This window comes from Moorena sp. SIO4G3, assembly GCF_010692305.1.
GTDB classification, from domain to species: domain Bacteria; phylum Cyanobacteriota; class Cyanobacteriia; order Cyanobacteriales; family Coleofasciculaceae; genus Moorena; species Moorena producens_A.
In genome coordinates this window covers 1-24,611 of sequence record NZ_JAAHIG010000032.1, presented here as the reverse complement: position 1 = coordinate 24,611, position 24,611 = coordinate 1, and the positions used below count along the sequence as shown (strand labels likewise).

The following is a 24,611-nucleotide window of genomic DNA, read 5'->3' as shown; positions in this document are numbered from 1 at the left end:
CTGCTAGTAATAGCTGAGGCTACCCCTTGAAGCCACAGTTAGGTTGGGTTAAGAGGCAAAACCCAACCTAAAGAGGATTAGGCATCCTCAGGTAAACCGTAGTATTGAGCCATGTATGCGATAATTTCTGGTGAGTGGGGCTGCAATTCTGGTAAATGCTCTTCTAAAGCATCCCGCACTGCATCAGCAAACTGCACAAAATTATCTGTTTTGTTCTTCACAAAAGGCTCCAATGTTTTAATCAGTTGCCAGTTACTTTCAATATTCAATGCCCTGGCATCTTTAGCTAACTGAGAAGCAGCATCATCATTAAAATCTTGTAGCAGACGGCTGACAAAAGTAACTCGGTGCATAATCCGCCAGCAGGCTGGTTTTTTCTCAGTTTGCTTGGCTTCCCGTAGGGCTTGGGCATTAGGGTCGTTGCTCTGCTCAATCCAGATCGGGTCTACTACTTTACCATAGAAGTCTTCAAAGTTTTCTGCTTTAGGCTCTAGGTAGAAAGTCATAAACCGATAGGCATCGACCTTGCCAGGAACTTTAATCGGATTACCCTCAGTATCATACTGGAGCAAGTAATCTACATAGGTTGACTCCCAATCTTTTTGATCTTCAGGAACTTCATATTTGTACAAGTTGTTCTGGGGATTAACCTGAACTTCAACTCGGAAAGATTCAGACGTTTCCGCACTTTTAGATTGGGTCATGTTCAGATGACCGCCTGTACTACCATTCAAATCAAATCCAAAAGAGCCAGCAGCAGATACATTTACAGAAATACCGCCAGTAAAATTGGTATTAAAAGAATAGGAACCACTACTCGATTCTTGCCTGACATCCATAGTATTAGTGGTTTCAGCATAGAATCCCCCGTCTGCTGTCCACACATAGGTATTGGCAATATTGCGAGTAGCAAATTTTTCTGGTAAGCTTTGGTCTTTGGTCAGGGCATCAGCAAGACTGCCAAAGGTGCTAGCAGCTCCTAAACCTATTCCTCCAATAGGAATAGCTCCAGCAGCACTGGCTAAAAGTCCTGCATTGGTGCTCATTACATTTTTGAGAATGCTATTAGATAGGGGTGAGGCATCGTAGTTATCATAATAATTTTTCAACTCCGCTGCTTCCCTCTCAATTTGTCGCTTCAGAGCATAGGTTTCTATGGGCTTAAAGTAGCTATATTCTCCATACTGAGTGGCTTGGGGATAATCTGGGTCAGTTTGAACGCTGCCATCAGGTTGATAACCAACTTTGCCATCTAGGGTTCCCTGTTTAGTATAGCGGGGGTTGATGGGGAACGAGATAATGTTCCAATCTTTGGGAATATCAGGGTTGGGCTGAAAACGATAGGAAATCAGAGCGTTATTATGAGCTAAACGCAAGGCAAAAACGTCGGCTGTTTCTGATTGCACCAAGGCAAATCCCTGATTATTAGGAACATATCGTTGCCCCAAGCGGGGATTGAGCAGATTATTTTTATCTTCCCAATAACCTACGGCAGTTGCCCGCATATTTCTGGTCACTGTTCGCCCACTAGTGATTCTGCTTTCATCAGTCCAACCGCCGGAGGATTGAAACTTGCCACTACCTGAGACCTTTAATTCTACTTTAGCTTTGAAGGAGACACCAAAACCAAGGGGAGCAAGTAGAGTCCGTAGGTCTAACTCTACACCTGTAGACATTGCTGCTTCAAAGGAAGAGTCAAAACCATTTTCTTTGGAACTGGAGAAGTTATAATTGACATCTTCTGCTTCAATTAATTCTACTGTGCTAGCTTGTTTGTAAGTGTCAGTGTCTCCAAGCGATACGGGGCCGACGGTCATGTTTTCACCAGGTATTGGTGGTGCGCCTTCGATGTAACCAATAATTTGAGGGTCGAACTGTACCTGACTGACCCATTCAGTAATCAAATTACCAACTTTGTAACCAGTAATTAACCGCCATTTACCATCTTTAATGTAAGTGTAGCAGCGTTTGAAGACTCCAGTTAAATTCTGCTGGCTGTCATATTGCATATCCCCGTACTCGGTGACAGCAGGACTACTATCTATCTGGGCATTGAATACGGTTTCAACTGCTGCTAAGGCTGAACGCACTTGAGGAATATCGTTGCTGATCGGAGCATCAGAAAAAACAGATGTCGGTTTGTTAGCATCTGCCCCCAGAGGCAGATGATTTCCCATCAAACTGCTGTCTTTCAACTCATTATCAAAAATTTCATCAAAGGTGTAATTAGCGATTAGGTCTTGCTTTTCTCCTTTGAGGCGGGTAAAGAGATTGTCGAGAATCTGCTCTTGGCTACGTACGACTTTCCAAACCCGTACTTCTTCCATAATGCCATTGAAATAGTCTTGGTAACTTGCACCATTTTGGCGACCACCAAGGGTGAATTGATTATCTCCCCAGGAAATCAGAGCATCATTGGATTCTACTGATTCTGTTCCTAGGACAACACCATTACTATAGAGGAGAAACTCGGAAGCTTCCACATCTGGATTTTTACACCAAGTGGCACCTTTGATTTGAGCGTGGTTGCCTCCTTTGAAATCATTGGCTAGATTTCCTTCGTTTTCTTCTAGCTGCCACCAGGCAACTAAACCTTTTTCCTGGCCGGTAAGCTTTTGGTGAATTTCACCTTTTTCTAGTGCCCGACTCCAAAGCTTAACTTCCGAAATTTTACCTTGAAAATAACTGTTACCTGTTCTGCCAATTTCTAGGGGTTGACTATTACCTTCAGGACTAACAGCAGGTTCAATCACTCGACTGCATACCAGCAAACCATCAATATACATTTTCAGTTCTAGCCACTGAGCAGTTCCTTGACCAGTGATGAATGTGGGTTGCTCGGAGGTAGTTGCAGTATCCTGGTCTCTCAACCCTTGCTTGAGTTTTTTACCTCGTTTTTTGGAGGCAACGTAATCAGCTTTCATTGCCTTGTCAATTTTTTGATTTTCACTAGAGGTAAAATCACCAGTCTTGGCATCAATATCTGCTACATCTCCAGTGCCCCAAGCATCAGGGTCTGCTCCACTGTCAGTAGTTTGAGTAACTTTTTGACGAGTAACAGCGATTTTGTGAACTGTATTGGTCTGAATTTGGTTTGCAGGAGACTCTAATTTATGAATCCTGCCTTGACTGTCTTCAAAGGATAAAGTCAGTTGACCTGCTTCTACTTGCAAAGCATAGGGTACACTTTCTTTTTCTAACCCATAACCTATCTGACCTTTACTGAGAATACCCCGTAAGTTGCTGTCACTCACCTGTATTACTGTTTCTATGGTCAAGTCTTCACACAGATTGAGTGCCCGGTTTTTGCCGCAGTCGAGATAGTCGTTACCATCGAAATTTAGAGCATAAGACTGGTGATAACTCACAGCCAAATGATTCCAATTATCAAGGGGGAAGACATCCTTAGTTTTGAGGTAGCGATCTCCTACTCCGGCAAAGACTTTGTAGCCTTCCTGGAGGGGAGAAGAGACATTAGTAGGACTGCCATGTATCGTTCCATCATTGCCATTGCCACTATAGTCTTGGGCTGTTCCACCTTCAAAGTGCCAGTAACCTACTAATCCAGATTCGTTGCCACTGAGTCGGCGATTCATATCGGCTTGGATTTGTTCTTCGGTACGGGCATAGTCCCAGATGCGGACATCGTCAATTGCACCTCGGAAGTAGTTATTTCTAGTTTGGCTCCTACCAATATTCAATGGTTGGTTCGGAGTTCCAATCGGACCTGTAAATGTTCTTGTCGAAGGCTGTAGGTTACCGTCAATGTAAACAGTTATTGTATTTGAGGTGTTATCCCAAGTATATGCAATGTGATGCCACTCATCATAACTAGGAGGATTGTTGTCGAGTGTAACTTTTTCACCAGATCTTTGCAGCTCAACACGTATCTTGCCTTGATACCAGAATAGGTTGTATCCATAATCACTCCAACCACCTCCTGTATAGAGGATCAAACCATCCTGATTGCTAATTTTGTTTACCCATGCCTCTACGGTAATGGCTTCAGTAATTTGGATTTGGGTACCGCAGTCTACATAATCATTGGAGCCATCAAACTCTAGTGCTGAGGAGCCTTGCTCTAGTAACCCCAGAGTATATTGACTATTTTTGGATCTGTCATTATAAACTATTATTCGAGCTGCAGTGCTGACTACTTTGGGTTTAACCCATGCCTCCAGAGTTAGGTTAGCAGTAGCATCCATCTGAGGTATTTCATCCTCACCTATAGCTAGATATTGACTTTGTCCATCAAAGTCTAAAGCCAAGCCAGGAGCATCAGCTACCCAACGACAAGAAGGAGCATCCCCTAAACTTGTGACTGTGCCATTAGGAATTGTGCCTGCGGTTGCCTCCGAATAGACCAGAAATTGTCGGGAACTCTTTTCTTGTTGTAGATTTTCTTGTTGTAGATCACTATTGTTTATTAAGGCTGGAGGAGATGACACATTTTGAGGATTACCATATATAGTTCCATCATGGCCATTGCCACTATAGTCCCTGGCTGTACCTTCTTCAAAATGCCAGTACCCTAATAATCCAGATTCTTTACCGCTAAGTCGGCGGTTCATATCAGCTTTGATTTCTTCTAGGGTGCGATCGCGATTCCAGATACGGACTTCATCAAGTTCACCATTGAAATATCTGGCACTGTTGCTTTTGCTTAGCCTGCCAATGACAACTTCTAGGGAGTCGGTAAAGTCGCTTGGAGCAGATTCTTGTACTTGTAGAGAACCGTCTACATACAGTGACATATTGGTGCTGCTCTTAACCGCTGCCAGATGATGCCACTGACCATCAGTGTAAGTATTTGTAGTGAAAAGGCTAGTTCCGCCACTGCTTCCTGTTGGTTGGCGATGCAAGTAGCGCAAGGTTCCCTGAGGACGGACTTCAATCAAAATACCGTGATAGCGGTAAATAGTACCAGCCAAAATGTCTAGTGTAGAGGAGACAGAGGTCTTGAACCAGGCTTCAACAGTGTAATTGTTGCGACCAAAATCAATGTTTCCGCAATCTATATAATCCCCTGAGCCATCAAAACTCAGTGCTGAGAGAGTTACAGAAGTATTGGCAGATGCATCAGGAGTATTGACAGCATAATCGGAAGCGTAATCGTATAAAACCAAATAAACTGGAGTCTCTTCTTCTACATCTAGAGATGCACTGTTGACAGGAATACTGCTGGAGTTGACTGGAACCTCCGCACTGGTAATAACTTTGGTCTCACCAATTTTCAACACCGCACCTGCTGCTAGCTGGCGGTTTGTTGCTTCCACCAAAGTCAGTTCAGTGACTGTGCCAGATGTTGCTGCGACTTGTCCTAAATAGAGAGGCTTTGCCTGTCCATTGAGAACTTTGCTAAACATCCGGGGGTCTCGCGGCACATTTTTCCAGGTTTCAGTCATTCCTGTTTGAGGATTGGCGATGGTTACTTGACAGGTATCAGTGCTATCACTGGGACTAATAGTAATGGTGGCAGAGTTTGAATCCGCGCCAACGGAACGGGCAATAAAGCGAACTTTTTGCTCACCGATGGTCAGTTCCCTTTGGGCGTGGGCAGTTTTGGTGTCATAATAGGCAGTTAAGAACTGCTGGTTAGCTCCTCGGAAGTAGAGAGCTAGCTTACCTGTAGCACTGTCGAAGAGCTGCGGAGTATCGTTAGTGTCGGCAAAGCCAAGTAATCCACCAGTTGTTATCAAACCGTATTGGTCTGTGTGCAAGGTAGACATGGGTTTTGCTACCTGAGCAACTTCTTCTTTAAGAGTGCTGATTTTAGATTCTACCTTTGATAACTCTAACCGCAGTTTGAAAAGGTCTAGATCGAAAATATAGGCAGCAGCAACGCCACTATAAGGATCAGGAGAGCCAATAATGGTTTTCCCTTCACTGATAGCTATTGACTTACCAAACCGGTGATAGGGGACATCTTGTTCTGAATCAGCCTGGAGCTGGCTTGATGTTTGGCTCCAAACTCCATTCTCCAATTCATAAATATGGACTTTCTGAGTGGATCCAACAAGAATTCTATTTTCACTAGTAGCAACTGACAAGCCAAACCATTCAATAGATGGGTCATTATCAATTTGATCAAGTTGTGTAATGTAATTCCAAGAGTTACCGTCGAATTCAAAGATATGGACGCTGCCTTTACGATCATGACTGTTAGGCGCTCCCACAATTACTCGGTCTCCACTAATAGCAACTGAATAGCCAAAATAACCCTTGCTCCACTCAGGTGCCGCCTCAAAAATGTCCTCTCTAAATCCCTCTCGTTCATAGGAAGTGACATTGAAAAATCTAAGTGTTTCTTCGTGTTCCAACAAGTTGTTGTTTAGTCGAAAAATATAAGCGCTACCGGCTTCAAGTCCTTCACCATAAGCCCCAACTACAATTTTATTACCACTGATTGCAACTGAGGAACCAAAATTAGCTCGACTCGAACTAATCAATGTGGCATCACTGCTAGCACTGTCCAGATAAGACCAGCTACTTCCCATATATCTGAAAATGTAGGCACGACCTGGCGTCTCACCACTCGCTCTGTATCCTGGGAAAATATCGCTCAATATTTGCTTACCAGGAGCCCCAACAACAGTCAGATCGCCACTAATAGCAACTGATGCACCATAAAAATTATTTGCACTGTGAGATATATCAAAAGAAGGAATCTCTAAATATTCTCGCTCATATTGAGAGCCACCTCCTGTCAGTTTATAGGCATAGAGACCGTAATTTGGGTCATCCATGTTAGGAGATCCAACAATTAGTCGATCTTGAGCAACCGCAACAGACCAACCAAAGTAAGAATAAGTAGAATCTGGATAAATTGTATTCTTCTTTACCCAGCTATTTTCTTCTAATTTAAAGATACTTACACTGCCAACGTTAGTGCTATTTCCTTGAGCAGCTGCAAAATCACCAACTACAGCAGTATCTCCATTGATAGATACTGACCACCCAAAGGGGTTATATATTTTTGGTGGATCAAGAGTAGATCCATCTTCCTGAAATTTCTGGTAATCTTGTAATTGACGCTGATTAATTTGTGCTGTAATACCACTCCTTTCATTCTCCTTTTCTTGGAGTAACTCCAGCGTCTCATTAGTCCCCTCTTGCAAGATTGGTAAATTTATTTGGTCTGGCACCTGCGCCAGTTTCCCTTCACGAGAAACAGCAAAATCCAATCCGGCAATATACTTCTTATCAGTCGCCACACCATCCAAATCCGGTCCACCTGTAGCTACTGCTAACATAACGCGGGCATTAGTTTTCATCGGCTTGCTTTCTTGGCCATTACCCACCTGAGCATCTTCCTGCTGGAAGTATTGCACCGCCGTCAGTCCCGACTCAATCGTGCGCCCCTCAAAAGAAAAACTATCGCGACTCATCCCTGGATGATCCCCAATGAGGGCATCAGAGACTTCCCAAGTTGCACCGTTAACCGTACCGTTGTTGGCAGAATCGGTTTGGTCATAGACTGTATCACCCGTGCCTTCATCCAGACGCCAGTAACCCACCAATCCTGGTTCTCTGCCCACTAAGCGATGATGCCTATCCTCGTTGATTTCCTTAGTACTACGAGCCCGATTCCAGACGCGAATCTCATCAATGGAACCGTTAAAATTATCTGCATAGCCCTTGCCAATCAAGACATTCTCTGTGCCTGCTGTAGCAGCGGCAAAGACCAGATCTTCCTCTCCCGCTTCTACACCATCAATGTACCAGCGCAGCTTTCGGTTCTCGCAATCCCGTACGATCGCAATATGGGACCATTCATCCCGCAGCAGTCCAAAACTACTTAAAATTCCCTGAAACGTATCATGATTGATATTGGCCTCACTAGGATTATTACCACCAGTACCGTAGTAATAGGAAAGTTTGCCGTCTACTTCTAGGGTAATTGCCCCTTCACCGTTATAGGCTTTACAGAAAAGACTTTGCCTGTTGGCCAAAGACAAGGGCTTGACCCACATTTCGATGGTCTGACTGCCTGTAATCTGTAATTCCGAGGGATTCCCTAAATCCACATAATCATCAGTACCATCAAAACTAAGTGCTGATTCTGCTGCACCCTGGGCACTAAGAATTGGTACTAACTCTTCATTCGTAAAGGAGTCTACTCCACTACGACGTTGGAAAACGGCATTCTGATATTCTGGGTTAGGGCTAGTGTAATAGATAGTGCCTTTAGTATTAAACAAGCCATCACCAGCCCGCTCAATATTAAAGGAGTCAATCTTGCTAGTAGCACTGTTATAAGCAAAGACTTGCCAGCGCTGAATATTAGCTATCTGGGTCGGCAACAACAGAACTTGGAAACGTCCTCCCTGAAGCTGGCGCACGAAATCTAGTTCTTGGGTAGGCTCATAGAAAGGTTTGCTTTCGATATCTTTAGCCCCCAGACTATCCTTGGCATTAGCTGGTTGGGTTTTGTTGCGGCTGCGTTTATAACGCACTTCCATCTTGGGCTGCAGTTGAGCACCTGCAAGGACAAAGCGGTCTAATAGCAGAGTATTGTTGACTAGGGGGACTTTATTGCCTCCAGAAAGAACAAATTCGGAGTTATCTCTGGTGTTATCCCCAGATGAGCCACCACCAGAGAGTCTGGTGAGTTTATAGACTATATCTGAGTCACTATCAGCAATAGACTGACGAAAGACGTAGATATACTGATCGTCAGAAAGTACCTGGAAAGGGGCATCTGCTGTTAGTCTTGCTGTGCTTGAGAGGAAGTCGTCAATTTCATCAGCGTTTAATTTTTCTGGCTTGTCTTCAGTTCGTGTTCCTTTCTTGACTGTGGGCATTCTGGTAGCCCCCACCAAGCCATAACCAACCTGGGCTATTTCATTGGCAAAATGCAGGGGGCTGGGATTTTTAGACCAGTATTCTACATCTATTGGCCCTTTATTTTCATCACTGTCGCTGAGGTCGAGGACTGTGTAATAGATACGTCGCTCATTGTCCATGGCAAAGGCAATCACCGTGCCTTTATGGCGCACCAGGGTAGGATGCTTGTAGGTCTTGTCCTCATAGGATTTGAGGAAATTATCAAAGATGAAATTATCAAAAACACTTTGGTTGTTCATAACTATTATTTCCTTCGTGTGTATTCATGACTTACGCGGTTAACTTGATTTCGCCCCCCTAGCCCCCCAAGCGAGGGATTGCTCGCTTGGGGGGAATGATGTCAAAGTCCCCCAGAATTGGGGGATTTAGGGGGCAAATGCGTAAGTCCTGGTATTGTTCGATCGTGAACGGAACCAACGGTTCACGGTTGCAATTGACACCAGCCTGTAGGGTGGGCAAAAACCGTTTGGTTCAAATCAGTATTAATGATTAGAGCAGCCTGTAGGGTGGGCAAAAACCGTTTGGTTCAAATCAGTATTAACGATTAAATTACTTTGCCCACCCTACTTTAAACTAAACAAACGTAGTATCACCTAGTGGCAAATCCACAACAGATTAGAGTGTGGCTATAAAAGCTCAAAACCCCACCAAATAAGTGACAATTTTTTTTTGATTAGTCTTTGATAACTTGTAAGCATATGCTTACGGCAACTTTTCAAACCATAGTGAGCATTTTTGGCTGTTTGTCAAGTTAAAATTGGCAATTAGGCAATTAACCCAATTAACCCAATTAATAATTAACAATTAACAATTAACCAAATGAGATCAATCCTAAGCTCAGCATTTGTAAGCCCTGGCTAATTGGGAGCGATGCATCCAGGTTGACCGGCTTCGCTCCTACTGCTGTTTCAATGGCTTTGGACTGAATGGGTTTGGAAAAGAAGATGTTTGGAAAAGAATATTTTTGGAAAAGCCTTATCGATTGGCCACTATTTTCCAGTGGCAAGGCAGATATCTGGGTAGGATTCCGCCCCCCTAGCCCCCCAATTTTGGGGGGAACAAAACTCTCTAAAGTCCCCCAAAGTTGGGGGACCAACGGGGGCTTTACCAAAACCAGACGATTGGCAAGGCAGATATCTGGGTAGGATTCCGCCCCCCTAGCCCCCCAATTTTGGGGGGAACAAAACTCTCTAAAGTCCCCCAAGGTTGGGGGACCAACGGGGGCTTTACCAAAACCAGACGATTGGCAAGGCAGATATCTGGGTAGGATTCCGCCCCCCTAGCCCCCCAATTTTGGGGGGAACAAAACTCTCTAAAGTCCCCCAAGGTTGGGGGACCAACGGGGGCTTTACCAAAACCAGACGATCTAAATTTATACTTCAATGTCTTGATTGAGCACCTTTCCAGTTTATCGGTGTTAATTGGAGGGTGGTATTCCCCCTCTTTTGAATGTGACGGTATCACCGAATTCTGCAAGTAGCGACTGAGCTGAAAGCTGTGGAATCCCTTGACAAGTGTTGATTCCGAGCACCCTGAGTTTGATTTGGTAAAACATACCTAAACAGATTTCCTGAATCTATAGGTTTCCTGAATCTATAGTTAATTGTGCTGTCATCAAAATGTAAAGAATACAGCAGCAATTTTCAATGTAGCTAAACAATTAGTTTGATTAGCTCGATGCACTAGAAGTTAGTATAAACCAACTCACCTCAAGAGAATATTAACAATTGTTAAAAGTTCCCCCAAGTCGTGGCAGATCAGCTGAGTTGGAAATAAGCAGGACTTCCGCAGTAAATCTATAGAAAATCTCTATAAAATTGATAGGGCTACGGGCAGCCCTATAGTTCATTAATCGCATCAGCATAAGCCATTGCTGCTGTTTCCCACTTGGGCAAATTACTACTAATTTCGGCTAGTTGTTTTTCTTTCAAACCACCCATTACCTTCTCGGCTGCCTCCCTAGGCTGATCAGGATCAACGGTAATAATGGCAGACCCCCCTGCTTCCAGACCGGCTTGATTCCCTTGAGATACCACCACGAAACGACCAAATGATGCCGCTTCGGCAATCGGTAGTCCAAATCCCTCCCGGTCAGACAGAAACACTACCGCTGTTGCCTCTCGATACCATTGAGCCAGAATGCGATCGCTTATGTGGCCATGATACTGAACCCAAGGCAAGCTCTCAATTGACTTGAGGAACGCTTCACCGCTAGCTTGGGTGGAAGTATTCATCCCTCCCACTAAATGCAATTCCCAAGGTTCACCACTAAGCTCTCTAAGTTGAGTAGTTAATGCCACAGCTTCCGGTAAACGCTTAGCCGCTGGGTCGATCCGACCTACGGATAACAAGAATGGTCCAGTGGGAGCAGGAATCGAGACGGTCGGTAACTTAGCTAGGGGTGAGTCTACTCCATTGGGAATAGTTTTCAGCTTCTGTTCAAGCCTTGGGTTAGGGCGAAAGTGTAGCAGGTCATTCTCGGTAGCTTTGCTGACCACGATAATCTGCTGGGCAAAACGAATCGAGGCATCCAGGTAAATTAGCGATCGCAAAGCCGTTTTTATGCGATCGCCATACTTATTAGCGGCTTTCCATTCATTGACATCATGAAGCACTGCAATAGTAGGTGGATGCCACGGCAGAACAATCGGGTTAGATAGCCAAACTAGAGCCTCTACTCCTGCTTGAGCACAATACCCATTAAAGCGAGTAGCCACCCAACCATACCGCTTTGCTGGGGAGTAATCCAGCGGTGCTAGGATATTAACACTATCTGCCAACTCCTGTAGGGTAGGGGTATTCTCAAACGCATTAGGAGAAGCCAAGATTTTCACCTTAGTGCCTCGGCTGATCAGTTCCTCAACTAGAGGTGGTAGTAATCGATTGAGATACTGCCCAATCCCTAAGCGAGGACCAAGATAATGAGCAATTAAGGCAACAGACATAGTTTATAGCACCGGAAACAGAGAACAGGGAATCGGGAATCGGGAATCGGGAATCGGGAATCGGGAGTCAGGACTCGGGGACAAAAATTTTCACAATTAATTCATTTACTTACCCTATAGATGTTAGCAGAATTACCAACTTAGATATAATACCACTGAATAAACCCATAAAGTAACAGACATTTATAAAACTTTTAACTTCCAAATAACAACTCCTAACTCCTAACTCCTAACTCCTAACTCCTAACTCCCTACTTTCAACTTTCAACTTTCAACTTTCAACTTCCTACTCCCTACTTCCTACTCCCTACTCCCAAATGAACAAAATAATTGCCTGGTATCGATGGGCGATGCAAACAGGGCAGCTACCATTTGCGATAATTTTAACCCTCACCATCTACCAACCCTTTGAAGACTTTGTTCTCAACTGGCTCCCCTTACCCTCACCGTTAATCGCCTTAATCCGTTTTGTTCCCGAAATCACCCTTTACTTCCTAATGATAAGGGTAATTTACCTGCGGCTATCCTCTGGTAAAGGTATACGAAAAACCCCCCTAGATATCCTAATTATTGCCTTTTTCATTGGTAGCATGATTTCCATTGTTGTTAATCATGCTGGAATTGCAGGGAGCATTAAAAACTTACGCACTAACTTTCGGTATATCTCAGTTTACTATACTGTTGTTAATATTGACATTTCTATCCAACAGCTTTCCTTATTATTAAAAAGTATTAGACTAGCCAGTTTAATCCAGGCAGGTATAGCCTCAATCCAATACTTTTTACCCGCCAGTATCAGTCAGAAACTCTTCACCAGGCAAGTCATCCACTCTGGCACAATGGCTGCAAAAAATGCTAGCATTGGCACCTTTGGCGACAGTGCCATCCTCTCAGGATTCCTGATGTTAGCAATTTCAGTATTTATTAGCCATGTCTACACCCACTCTAGTCATCTTATTCCCACCTTCAAAGACTCCGCTAGTATTTTAGTGCTCTATTTCGCCAACTTTGCTTCCAAAAAGCGAGCTGGACTGATGATATCGCTACTAATTCCTATTATAGTCTTAGTTCATCTGAATAGAAAAAGAGATACTGCCCTCATCCTCTGGTTTGCTACAGCAATTTTGATAACTGTAGTATTAATTTCCCCATTACTCAATCTTCAAACATCAGCCGCTTCAGTCTCTGAAGACGGTGAAATACCTGATCTTACTTCCTATTTCTTCTCGATTTTTTCTCCAGATTACTGGCAACACAACTTAGAAGCTCAGCGGGGTTGGGCAGCCAAGACTATTGTTAATGGTTTAATGAATTCAGGAGGCTGGTTTGGCTTTGGTCCAGAGCCTGGTGCCTTACAAAGAGGAATAGAAAATTCCGTGATTCTCTCCCCAGATGAACAACGGCATTTATCCTGGCATGTGGAACTCCTGGAAGATGCCTACTGGTTTGCCTTCTTGGGATATTTTGGAATTGTTGGTTTGGGAATTTTTTGGATTATATTACTACGGCTTTACCAAACCTCTCAATCTCTGATTAAATCCTCTTCATCTCTTGAATACAAATCCCTTGGGGTGATGCTTTGTACTATAATTATTGTTTCTTTCTTTTACACCTTTGTGGAACGGACATTTAAACTGCGACCCTTTAGTTTTTATTTTTGGTTACTGGCTGGATTGGTAGTAAATTCCTGGTCTGTTCAACAAGGAAATAGGGAATAGGGAATAGGGAGTAGGCAAAAGGCAAGAGGCAAGAGGCAAAAGGCAAGAGGAAAAAGGCAAAAGGGAACAGTATAAAAGAAAAACAAGTATTTTTTTGTTATGGTTAATCCTTAGTGCTGATATACTACTTATCATACTTTTACCAATTCCCCCATCACCCTATCACCCCATCAGCCCATCATGATTGATCATCAACCCAGAGTGGAACAGATATTTGTAGTGGGAAACTCCCGTAGTGGAACTACTCTGATGGGTCTAATATTGGGATTAAATTCAGAGGTTTTCACCTTTGAGGAACTCCATTTTTTTGGGCAGTTATGGTCCGAGGAGCATCGGGACTCTTACCTAACTCAGGCAGAAGCAGAACAGCTAGCCGCTCGCCTCTTATCAATTCAGCATAGTGATGTTCTGCGTCCAGGGGATCCAAGTGACTTTAGTGAAGAAGCCAAAGTAATTATTGCTCAGCTTCCGGAGCAAAGGCTAACCTCTGGGGATGTCTTTAAGGTATTTCTGGGATACAAAGCTGCCAAAAACGGTAAGAAGATTCCTTGTGAACAAACTCCGCGCAATGTCTTATACATAGCTGAAATCCTCGAACTTTATCCCGAAAGCCGGATTATTAATATGGTTCGTGACCCCCGAGACGTACTGCTGTCACAAAAATATAAGTGGCGAATCAAATTCCTGGGTGCCAAGAATATTCCCTATCGAGAAGCCTTCCGGTCTTGGTGCAATTATCATCCCTTTACCATCTCAAAACTTTGGAATGCGTCGATTAACGCTGCTGAAAAATTTGCCAATCATCCCCGATGTCGCACGGTGAGATTTGAAGATTTGGTAACAAATCCAGAGCAGACCGTGGCAGAAATTTGCCAGTTTCTAGGTCTGGAGTTCCAATCACAAATGTTGGACGTTCCTCAAAATGAGGGCGGTGTCTCATCCCATAAGCAAATCACACCAAAACGTCGGGGAATTGACCCCAATACCACGGGAAAATGGCGGCGTGGGGGACTTTCTGTGACAGAGATTCATATTTGCCAGCAAGTAACCTATACTAACATGCTCAACCATGGTTACTCCTATGCTTCGATGCAGCCCAACCCCTTGATGTTAGCATTAAGCTGGGCATTTTTACCGGTTAAGTTGACCCTAGCCTTGTTAATGAATCTTCACCGAACCCGAAACATTGTTGAAGCGATTCGCAGACGCTTGTAGATGGTAACCCTGCTATTAAGGTCTTGGGTTTTAGGGCGCAGGGAGCAGGGAGCAGGGAGCAGGGAGCAGGGAGCAGGGAGCAGGGAGTGTCAAACAGCTTTTAGGAGATGCACCCAACCGGATTTAGTCATGGTGATACTTCTAGGAGATGTTTAATACCTTTAATAAAGACTTGAAAACTGTGGGATGTATTGTCAGTTAAAGATAAATGAGGTGCAATTTTTTTAGAATGGATTCCTGGATAGTATTCCTTAACTAAACCTTTAAGCTCTTTTTTGGCAGAGTTAAGCTGATCGGGGTTACGGTATTTCTTTTTACTTTGTTGTTTACTGAGGCTATTAGGTTTCATGTTATAGGCTTTTTCGACTGCGGCTAATTCTCCTAAGAACCAGGATTCTAATTCATGGCAGACGATCCGAATCATCACATTATTGTCTTTTCGGGCAGTTTGACAAATTTCTAATAATTCGGATTTGAGTTTTTGGCAATCATTGGAGTCTTGGTCATGGACGATAATGAATCTAGTGTCAGGACTATGTTGAAAGGCTTGAATTTTCTTGGGAATAGATTTCCATAAGTCCTGTTTGCCTTGGTGGGGAATACAAATATAGGTTATTTCATCGGGAATAATTTTCGGTAGGAGTTGCTCTAAAACATTTTTCATGGAGCGTTCTTCTAGCAGAAAAATCAGGTCATAATTCATAAAGGGGCAACTCCTTCAAACCAGCCTTGACTCCAGAGATAGCCAGGTAAGTCTCCAGCTTTGACTAGATTGACAAGGGTTGGGTCATCTTTAGCCCTTGAGCATTTGGTGATCCCATGTTCTTTGGTCAGCCAAAAGATGCTCTCTAGGGGAACAGCATTTAAAAAGTCAGGGGAGTGGGTAGAGACAAAGACCTGGCCACCACGATTGGCATAGCTGGCAAATTCTTCAGCAAGTTCATGTAAAAGGCTGAGGTAAAGTTGGTTTTCGGGTTCTTCGACACAGAGCAGGGGGTGAGGCTTAGGATCGAAGAGCAATATTAAATAGGCAAACATTTTCATGGTGCCATCGGAAACATAGCGATCGATAAAGGGGTCTTTAAAGGCTTGATCTTGAAATTTTAGGATTAGTCTGCCGTCTTCAGTATTTTTGGCTTCTACTTTGGAAATGCCGGGGACTCGTTCTCGCATTCGCTGGAGAATTTGCTCGAATATTTCGGGATGTTCTTCATAGATGTATTGGGCTACTACTGCCATATTGTCCCCTGTGGGGGAGAGGTGTTCGGCATAGAGTGCGTCTTTGCTGCCTCTAGCTTTATTGATATCAAAGTCGGAAACATGCCAGTTTTCGATCAGGGAACGAAAGGCACTGGCGGCTTTGAAGCGTTGGAATTGCCCTAAGCCTTTTATGGCTAAATTTTCGCTGGATTCAAGTTCTTGTTCTTCCCGTTTTAGTTCTGTGTCAGGTTGGTCAAAGTTTTCTTCGTTGATGATAGCGTATCCTTTTCCTTCTTCAAAGTCTATGAAATGAAAAGGTTTACCGTATTTACCACGTTTATAACGCAGAATTTCTCGTTTTATGAACGGTCGTCTCTTCTCCTGTCCAATTATCAAAATATAGGTAACCAGGCGCTCAGTATCTAGAATTTTCATACGGAACTGAAGTTCTATTTCGATATCTTCTTGCTCTTTCCCTCGGGTGATAACTTCATTAAAACCGCCACGAACTTGGAGAGCTTGACGAATATTATTTGTGAGGGCATCGTGGATAAAGCCAAATATGTCAAACAGGGTTGATTTTCCGGTACCGTTTGCACCAACTACAACAAAAAAAGCGGGAATCTTTTTTATTTCCAGGTTTTCAAAGACACGATAGTTTTTGATTTTTATGGTAAGGATTTTCATAGTCTATGATTTACCTAAACAAACATTTAAGGAGCATCCATCCCGGGAGCATGTCAAATTTGTAATTAGGTACATAGATCCCCCCTAACCCCCCTTAAAAAAGGGGGGAATTAGATTGAAAAGTCCCCCTTATTAAGGGGGATAATGGGGGATCTGAATCAGGGATTAACAAAACTGACATGCACCCATCCATCCCTAACTAATCACAAAATCCCCTCGATCGTGGCATCAATTTCTACCAAATTTCGATCTACTTCCTTCAACTCCACTCCCACCACCCCTAGATTAATCTCCGCTCACTGTTCCCAAGTCTGGCATACAGCCATTACAGCCCAATCAGGTTATCAAGGCTAGCTCTGTTTTTCGTGAGCACTGACCCACACTTGGATCTGTCTATGGTGCTTCAGGATCGTCTATCCTGTTATGGGAGGGGATCAATTTACCTAATTACAAAAGTAACATGCTCCCTAGTAATACGCCTAAGTCTGTTAAAATATAACTAATTATCAGCTGAATTAATCAGGGAAAAAAAATCATGAATATCCTGATTTCTGCTTATGGCTGTTCCCCAGTAAGAGGGTCTGAATATGGTATAGGTTGGAATGTCGTAAAACAAATAGCTAAGGATCATAGCCATAAGTGTTGGGTGCTAACTAACACAACTGATCAGTCTCAGATTGAACAGGAATTGGCTAATTCACCTTTAGACAATGTCACCTTTATCTTTGTCGCAATGTCTGAAGGGTCTCGCAATTCAGGATTGTCCCATTATTTGTACTATATCGCCTGGCAGATTAGAGCATTTTTTGTGGCCAAAAAACTCCAGGACGAAATTGGGTTTGATTTGGTTCACCATGTTACCTATCAAAATTCCTGGTTGCCAACATCGATAGGCTGGCTAGATGTACCATTCATTTGGAATGGTGGCGCTAAAGATAAAATTCCTTCGGTACTCTTGAAGACATTATCCCTGCAATCGGCCATGATGGAACGGATTCGGATGGTGTCGATGAATGCCCTAGGTCGCTTTACCCAGTGGTCTGTTGCTTCTCGCGCCCAATTAATTCTATCTCGGGAAGCGAGCCAATGGTCAGACAATTTACCAGTTAAGGCTTTTCCTCCCTTTGGTCTTAATCAAAAGGATATTGAGAGATTAGGTCAACTGCCCCAGCGCCAAGACGAACCCTTTCGAGTAGTTAGTATCGGGAGATTTTTGGGTTGGAAAGGGTTTGCATTGGGCATCCGTGCCTTTGCCCAGTTCCATCGTGAACACCCCACTAGTGAATACTGGCTGATTGGTGATGGTCCTGAAAAGGAGGGACTACAGAAATTGGCTAAAGAGCTTGGATGCGGTGATGCTGTACGTTTTTGGGGAAAGCTTTCTCGTGATCAGGTGCTACAACGGATGGCAGAGGTGGACGTGTTAATGCATCCGAGCTTCCATGATCATTGGCCGACGGTGGTGTTGGAAGCAATGGCGTCTGGTAGACCTGTGGTTTGTCTCGATATTGGTGGACCCTCGTTGATGGTTCAAGAAGACTGGGGAATTAAAGTGCCTGTGGATAACCTATCCCAAGTGATCAATGATTTAGATCAAGCACTGTTGCAGTTAGCAATTAATGGGGAAAAACGCATATCTATGGGACTCAAAGGACGAGTGATAGTCTCAGAGAATTGGTCATGGGAGATAATCGGTGAACAAATGTTGAGTTTATATCAGGAAGTTATCAATTCTTAAGCTATCAGCTATCAGCTATCAGCTATCAGCTATCAGCTATCAGCTATCAGCTATTTGCCTTGGCCAATGGCCACGTGAAGTCACAGGCTAGAAGCCTGTGCCACAAAGCTGACCGCTGACAGCTGACGGCTGTTCGCGTAGCGTGCGCGTAGCGCATATGCTTAGGTTGAAATTAACAATTAACTAACAATTACCTGATCTATAGAAGCCTTAATTTTTTCAGCAAGTAGCTCTACATGGGGGTCTTTGAGAAAACTTCCTGGTTGGTCATCTAAGTGCTTACCAGAGATTTCCTGGATTTCCAGGTTTCCAGTAACTAACTCTATCCAGCCTTTTTGGAGTTCTGGAGACTGGGCAATTCGCTCACTGGTCAAGAACATTGTTACTGGGTCTGGATAGTAGCGTTTGGCCACATAATTTTTTGACGCGAAGGTGTTAGCTTCTTGGACTTTGATGATTTGGAGAGATTGCGGTAAGGAAATCCCAAAGGACTGATATAACTTAGAAACAAGCTTTAGGAATTGCTGCTTGAGTACATCTTGAAAACCTCTATGAATCAATCGGTGAAACAGTCCCTTTAATCGATCACTATAGCTACGTTGATAGGGAACTTGGTTTTCACTTGTGGAGAATTCAAGAGGGCTAGGTTCAAGCAGAGCTAGCAGAGCCACTGTCTCACCGTCTAAGCGGAGCAGCTGAGCAATCTCCAGAGCAATCTTACTTCCAAAGCAGTATCCTGACAGAAAATAGGGACCCTTGGGCTGAATACTACGTATTTCCTTGAGGTAGCAGCGAGCCATATCTTCAACTGTGGTCAGGGGAGTCTGTTTGCCATCAAGACCTAATGATTGGAGTCCATAAAAGGGTTGCTGCGAACCCAAATAACGTGCCAAATCCCGAAAGCTAAGAATGTTACCACCGGCTCCATGAATACAAAATAGAGGCGGTTTGGAACCATTGGGCTGAATCGGTACTACTGAGGACCAAGGTGCTGCTCCTTGGTCTTGGCGCAGCTGGTTTACTAATTGCGCTACAGTGGGAGCCATTAGCAGAGAAGCTAAGGGCAGTTTTTTATGGAAAACCTTCTCAATCTCAGCAAACAGGCGCACCGCTAGGAGAGAGTCTCCTCCTAGGTCATAGAAGTTATCTGTAACACTGATAGATTTGATTCCTAAGACGTTTTCCCAAATCTTGGTCAGTTGACGTTCTAAGTCATCTCGGGGAGCAACAAAGGTCTTGGATGACTCTGACTCCAGAGTACTGTTGTCTTTTTGGGTATCATCTTCTTGGCCCTTGTGTCTTGGGATGTCTTGCTGGTCAGGTGTCTGACTATGGCATCCATTCTTGATGCAGTCGCTCATGGGGGAAACCCCCTTTGGCCGACTGCATCGCTCCCAATCTACTGGTACCCCTGCTTCCCTGAGCTGTTCTACGGTAGTGAGCAAGAAGGTTAGATCGGATTGCTGCTGTCGTGGATGACGTACCGACGTTAGCACCAGCTGCTCAACCGCTTTCTGAGAGTGTCGTTTCGTTAATGTGCTCAAGGTTCGCCCAGGCCCTACTTCTAGCAGGATGGTCTCTGGTTGTTTCAACAACTGTTGCACACCTTGAGAAAATCGGACAGTTTGCCGCAGATGCTGTGCCCAATAGCGTGGATTGACTGCTTGCTCCGCTGTAATCCAAGTGCCAGTAACATTAGATAGGTAGGGAATTTGTGGGGGATTGAGACTAACCTGTTTTACCTGGTCGGTGAAAGAGTCCAAGATCGGTTCCATCATCTTGGAATGAAAGGCATGGGAGGTATGTAGCCTGCGGTACTCTAGCCCTTGTTGATCCAATTGGTTTTGTAATAATGCGATCGCATCAGTAGGACCAGAAATCACCGATTGGGATGGCCCGTTAATCACTGCTAAGGATAGTTCCTGACCGAGCAGGGATTGCACCTCCTCTTCCGGTAAAGGAACAGCAAGCATGGAGCCAGCAGGCAGTTGTTGCATCATCTGCCCTCGAAGGGCAACCAGAGATAATGCATCCTCTAAGGAGAAGACCCCAGCTACACAGGCTGCCACATATTCACCAATACTGTGACCGATCATCCCTTGGGGACGGACTCCCCACGACATCCATAACTGAGCTAGGGCGTACTCGATCACAAACAGGGCTGGCTGGGTAATACTAGTCTGTTTCAGTTGCTCTGTGGCCTGATTAGTCTGTTCCTGCTTTGGGTAGAGTACATGGCGCAGGTCAATGCCCAGATGGGGTTTGAGGAGTTCTGAGCATCGATCAATCAGTACACGAAATGTTGATATTTCATGGGTTAGTTCCAGCCCCATATTGACATATTGTGCTCCCTGTCCTGGAAACATAAATGCCACCGGCTGAAGCTTGGGCTGTTGGCCATTTATGAATAGTTGTTTGGGTAATTGTTTTGGTAGTTGTTTGGGTTGGCGAGTACTCGGTTCTAACACATCCCTGATTTCCCTGTTGCTGATTGGGTTACTTGCTTAGCCATTAAGTGCTTAGCCATGATTGCCATATTTCACAGCAAACGTTTACTATTCTACTAAATTTTAGTTATTAAACTTAACTGGTTTAGCTTTTTTTCAGGATTTCTTCAAGACTTAGTCTGATTGAATCAAAGGTGGTTTAAATGCGCGACAGCGTAATCTCGAACTCTTAAATTCGACCGTTTGTGGGATGCGCATGCTACGGAAGGTTTATTTTAAGTTGTTAGCATTAGGCTGACAGCATTAGGCTGACAGCTGACGCTATATCTTCAGGAGGCTACTTAAACCCAGCCCAAGCGGCAATAAACAAGCATAAAATCAATATGCCTATCATAGTAGACCATATCATCCTGATTTGTTTGTTAAGTTTTTTAATAGTTTTTTGTTGACTTTGAACTACTCCTGGATCAACTAAAGTTTGTATTTGGTTGGGTAAACTACGAAAATCATTTCTAATATCCGCAAAATTAGTTTCGATACTAGTCATATAATCCTGAAACTTTTCGATCTGATAACCATAGACGTTTAATCGAGTTTCGGCTTTCAATAGTTCTAACTTTAGGGTTTCAACTTGCAGGTGATTATTATCTCTAAGCTCAGTGAAACGCTGCTCAAAATTTTGCTGTTCTCGCTCATGGCTGTTTGTAAGCTCAGTGAAACGCTGCTCAAAACTTTTCTGTGATTGGGTGATTCCCTTGATTATCTCCTTTGATTCTGACTTGAAGTACTCCAAATTTTCCTGTTCTCGCTCATGGCTCTTGATCGGTTCTGTAAAACGCTGCTCAAACTTTTTATGGGCTTCGGTTATCTCCTTGATTATCTCCTTTGATTCTAACTTTAACTGTGAGACTTCTGCTAGAGATTCTTTTAGTTTTTTTTCCGTCTCGGCAATACTTTCCAATTGGCTTTGAATCTCATCTAAGTCTATCCCAACTAGATCTACGTTTGAAAAACGGCTTCCTAGTTCCTGTAGGTCTTGCTCAATTCGCTTAAAACCGGTTTTGAACTTTTTCATAAGTTGTTTTTTCTAATAACTATTGATGAGTTATAGAATAGTTTAAAGTCTAGGGAACGTTTAGTTTTAATTTAAATTTGAAATAATTTTCCAATTTATCTAGTTACAAGATAGATAGGAATAAATAAAATGTCAAGATTTTGTATAAAAACATAAACAAATAGGCCACCTATGACTATAGATTAATATCAGCAGATTTAAAAAAATGCTTGCGTAAAATTTCTGAAATTCCAGCTCAAACCATCACTCAACTCATTGAAGATTGGATTGATAACTTAAAAATCCCTCAATTAGACACGACAGACTCAAGTCTGTCAGTTGTTTTCAACCCCGCCGCTGTTGTGCAGAGGTTTTAAACGTCTAAGATGTTTTGATAATCTGGAGAATCTGGGAAATAAGGTTAGATCGGATTGCTCCTGTCCTGGATGATGTACCAACGTGAGCACCAGCTGCTCAACCACTTTCTGAGAGTGTGGCGCGCGATAATGCGATGTTCCGTTCGCGCAGCGTCGGGCAATGCCGGAAAGGAACCGCTTCGCGATTGACCTTGGCCTTTGGGCCACGCTACGCGAATCGTCACGCGGGGCGCGTTCGCTTCACTAAGACTGGAAATAACCGATTGGGATGGCCCGTTAATCCTTGGTAAGGATAGTTCCTGACCCAGGAGGAGTTGATAGGTCATGGGTTAGTTCCAGCCCCATATTGACATATTGTGCTCCCTGTCCTGGAAACATAAACGCCACAAAGTGAAGCTTGGGCTGTTGGCCGTTTATCAATAATTGTTTCGGTAATGGTTCGGGTAGTTTTTTGGGTTAGCGAGTACTCGGTTCAAACACATCGCTTATTTCCCGGTTGCTGATTAGGTTACTTGCTTAACCGTTACTTGCTTAGCCATTACGTGATTAGCAATGATTGCTCATATTTAACAGCAAAAGTTAGGTATTCTAGCAAACATGAAGCTTCCACCACCTGAACGAGGTGGTGGTGTCCTATGCTAACCTTGAACTACCCAATCTAGTCCACAGGTCACACAAGCAAGCCCAGCTTCTAGGCGGTCGTCCAGATCTTTTGCTGGAACGACCCTCATGGCCATTTCTGCCAACGAGTTTAAACACACCTCTAGCACCGATATTGTAAGCGCCGTTGAGATCGGCATTAAAACGCTTACCTGAGGGAAAGGTCGCTAGGGAGTATTTTTTTAAATTTCTCTTAACCGTGCCGGAACCATCATAGGCAAGTTTTGAGGTGTAAGCTGCTACGACCTCTATTACTTTGCCTCCCAGTTCAGCCCATTTCATTTCAGTAAAATTGCGAATTTTTGCCTTAAGCCATCCGTGGAATCTTTGCCGAAGGTTAGATCGTTTTTTCCCACCTTTTGGCTTCCAGCCCTTGAGATTCTCGAACACGATAGCTTCAGAATTAAATTGCTCAGCAATCTCAACAATTCGCTTAGAAACGATATGGCCGATTTGATGGTTGATTCTTCGGCATTTCTCATAGGTTCTAGAGCAAAAACCTTTATGGAGCTTTCCTCCTTTCCCCATGGTCAATGATGCCCGCATAGATACGGATTTCAGTCGTTTGTCCCTACGGTCTATGTCTCTCCCCGGATGAATAAAATCGCGGTGGATTACAGTGCCGCTATGAGTGACAACCGCTATTGTTGCAGTAGTATTAATTCCCAGATCTACCGCAGTAACGTTAGCTTCTGGTTTTCTTTTTTCTGGTTTACAAGTAAACGGAACAGATAGGTGACAACATTTCTCATTGAATACCAATGAGGGAGACATCATCTTATTGGTTGCCACCAAATGACGCTCTCTGAGTCCAGTGATTTGGATAGTTGTCCAAACCCAGTCAGAGCCATTAAAAACTTTAATTTCTACTTGGTCAAAGCCATGTAATTTATAGCATTGACCTTTATACAAAGAGGGATAACAACCAGTGTCTGCGTTTAGTTTTGGAGGTTTGGCATCTCTTTTGTTTCTGTTCCCCGATTGCCATTCTCGGTAGCGAGTAACAAAGCTACTGACAAGCCCCGCAGAAAATGCCATCGCAGCGCGTCGCAGATAGCTGGGGAATTTGTAAAAGGATTTATTGAATTGGGGGTATTTTACATCAGGACGTTTAGCTGTCTGATGCATAAGTTTCTCGACAGCCGGAGTCAGCTGATCTGCTGTTAACTCTCCCAGTTCAGACCAGTGAGCATAAATGATGCCAACTAAATACCGACAAGCACGGCGATACACCTTAACCGTCTCCCCAAATAATAACTTCTGATCGGGAGTTGGATTAAGCTGCCACTTGTCAGTTCTGATCACCTTAGCTGGCTTCTTCACGCTTTCTAACAAATCCTCCTACAGTTAATATTATAGTCTACAAAATTTTAGACGACAATCGCCCATTGATCTTCCCACTTTTCTTGGCTATTGTTATTGCCGTGGACTAACCCCCACCTGGACGAGGTGGGGGAATGCGTCACACGACTTGTTCAACTATTCTAGCTTTTTTTACCGGATTTATTCAAAACGTAGCCTGAAAACAGCGATGCAGCGCGGTCTTGGGGAGGCAGCGCGGTCTTGGGGGTTCCCCCGGAGACGAAACCTTAGATAGTGGAGCCTTTATAGTTAGCAGGTTATGCAGAAAAGGGTTCAATATTTGTTAATAGCGATGCAGCGCGGTCTTGGGGGTTTCCCCCATGAGCGACTGCATCAAGACAAGGCTCCACTATCTTACGGT

12 protein-coding genes are annotated in these 24,611 nt (G+C 43.8%); 4 read left to right on the top strand and 8 right to left on the bottom strand.

The window, feature by feature from the left end; genetic code table 11:
* Nucleotides 1-77: 77 nt before the first annotated feature.
* From F6J99_RS08265 to F6J99_RS08255, 3 genes are all read right to left on the bottom strand, one after another.
* A complete protein-coding gene (locus F6J99_RS08265; RefSeq protein ID WP_293112516.1) occupies nucleotides 78-9,086 on the bottom strand; it encodes a LamG-like jellyroll fold domain-containing protein in 9,009 nt (3,002 codons plus the stop codon).
* 572 nt (nucleotides 9,087-9,658) lie between these two features.
* Nucleotides 9,659-9,853 (bottom strand): hypothetical protein, encoded by a 195-nt coding sequence (locus F6J99_RS08260; RefSeq protein WP_293112515.1) that lies wholly within the window; start codon nucleotides 9,851-9,853, stop codon nucleotides 9,659-9,661.
* An 832-nt stretch (nucleotides 9,854-10,685) separates the two neighbouring features.
* Complete coding sequence (locus tag F6J99_RS08255) at nucleotides 10,686-11,792, bottom strand: glycosyltransferase (RefSeq protein ID WP_293112514.1); 1,107 nt, start codon at nucleotides 11,790-11,792, stop codon at nucleotides 10,686-10,688.
* 317 nt (nucleotides 11,793-12,109) lie between these two features.
* On the opposite strand from F6J99_RS08255, the gene F6J99_RS08250 reads away from it, so the two are divergent.
* Together F6J99_RS08250 and F6J99_RS08245 are read left to right on the top strand one after the other, a co-directional pair.
* The gene (locus F6J99_RS08250; protein ID WP_293112513.1) at nucleotides 12,110-13,510 is read left to right on the top strand and encodes a hypothetical protein; all 1,401 of its coding nucleotides are present in this window, start codon (nucleotides 12,110-12,112) and stop codon (nucleotides 13,508-13,510) included.
* A 180-nt stretch (nucleotides 13,511-13,690) separates the two neighbouring features.
* On the top strand, nucleotides 13,691-14,725 hold the full coding sequence (locus F6J99_RS08245; RefSeq protein ID WP_293112512.1) for a sulfotransferase: 1,035 nt from the start codon (nucleotides 13,691-13,693) through the stop codon (nucleotides 14,723-14,725).
* Nucleotides 14,726-14,852: 127 nt separating this feature from the next.
* On the opposite strand, the gene F6J99_RS08240 is transcribed toward F6J99_RS08245, so the two are convergent.
* Together F6J99_RS08240 and F6J99_RS08235 are read right to left on the bottom strand one after the other, a co-directional pair.
* Nucleotides 14,853-15,428: a DUF4276 family protein gene (locus F6J99_RS08240; protein ID WP_293112511.1), complete on the bottom strand. Its 576-nt coding sequence runs from the start codon at nucleotides 15,426-15,428 to the stop codon at nucleotides 14,853-14,855.
* Nucleotides 15,425-16,612, bottom strand: a complete 1,188-nt coding sequence (locus F6J99_RS08235; RefSeq protein ID WP_293112510.1) for an AAA family ATPase — start codon at nucleotides 16,610-16,612, stop codon at nucleotides 15,425-15,427. Before F6J99_RS08235 ends, F6J99_RS08240 begins: the two co-directional genes overlap by 4 nt.
* 535 nt (nucleotides 16,613-17,147) lie before the next feature.
* On the opposite strand from F6J99_RS08235, the gene F6J99_RS08230 reads away from it, so the two are divergent.
* The gene (locus F6J99_RS08230) at nucleotides 17,148-18,350 is read left to right on the top strand and encodes a glycosyltransferase (protein WP_293112509.1); all 1,203 of its coding nucleotides are present in this window, start codon (nucleotides 17,148-17,150) and stop codon (nucleotides 18,348-18,350) included.
* 179 nt (nucleotides 18,351-18,529) lie between these two features.
* On the opposite strand, the gene F6J99_RS08225 is transcribed toward F6J99_RS08230, so the two are convergent.
* On the bottom strand, nucleotides 18,530-20,818 hold the full coding sequence (locus tag F6J99_RS08225; protein WP_293112508.1) for an alpha/beta fold hydrolase: 2,289 nt from the start codon (nucleotides 20,816-20,818) through the stop codon (nucleotides 18,530-18,532).
* 316 nt (nucleotides 20,819-21,134) lie between these two features.
* A complete protein-coding gene (locus tag F6J99_RS08220) occupies nucleotides 21,135-21,872 on the bottom strand; it encodes a hypothetical protein (RefSeq protein ID WP_293112507.1) in 738 nt (245 codons plus the stop codon).
* A 472-nt stretch (nucleotides 21,873-22,344) separates the two neighbouring features.
* On the opposite strand from F6J99_RS08220, the gene F6J99_RS08215 reads away from it, so the two are divergent.
* The gene (locus F6J99_RS08215) at nucleotides 22,345-22,518 is read left to right on the top strand and encodes a hypothetical protein (RefSeq protein WP_293112506.1); all 174 of its coding nucleotides are present in this window, start codon (nucleotides 22,345-22,347) and stop codon (nucleotides 22,516-22,518) included.
* Nucleotides 22,519-22,861: 343 nt separating this feature from the next.
* Here the strand turns inward: F6J99_RS08215 and F6J99_RS08210 are convergent, their stop codons facing one another.
* A complete protein-coding gene (locus tag F6J99_RS08210) occupies nucleotides 22,862-24,211 on the bottom strand; it encodes a transposase (RefSeq protein ID WP_293112548.1) in 1,350 nt (449 codons plus the stop codon).
* Nucleotides 24,212-24,611: the final 400 nt, after the last annotated feature.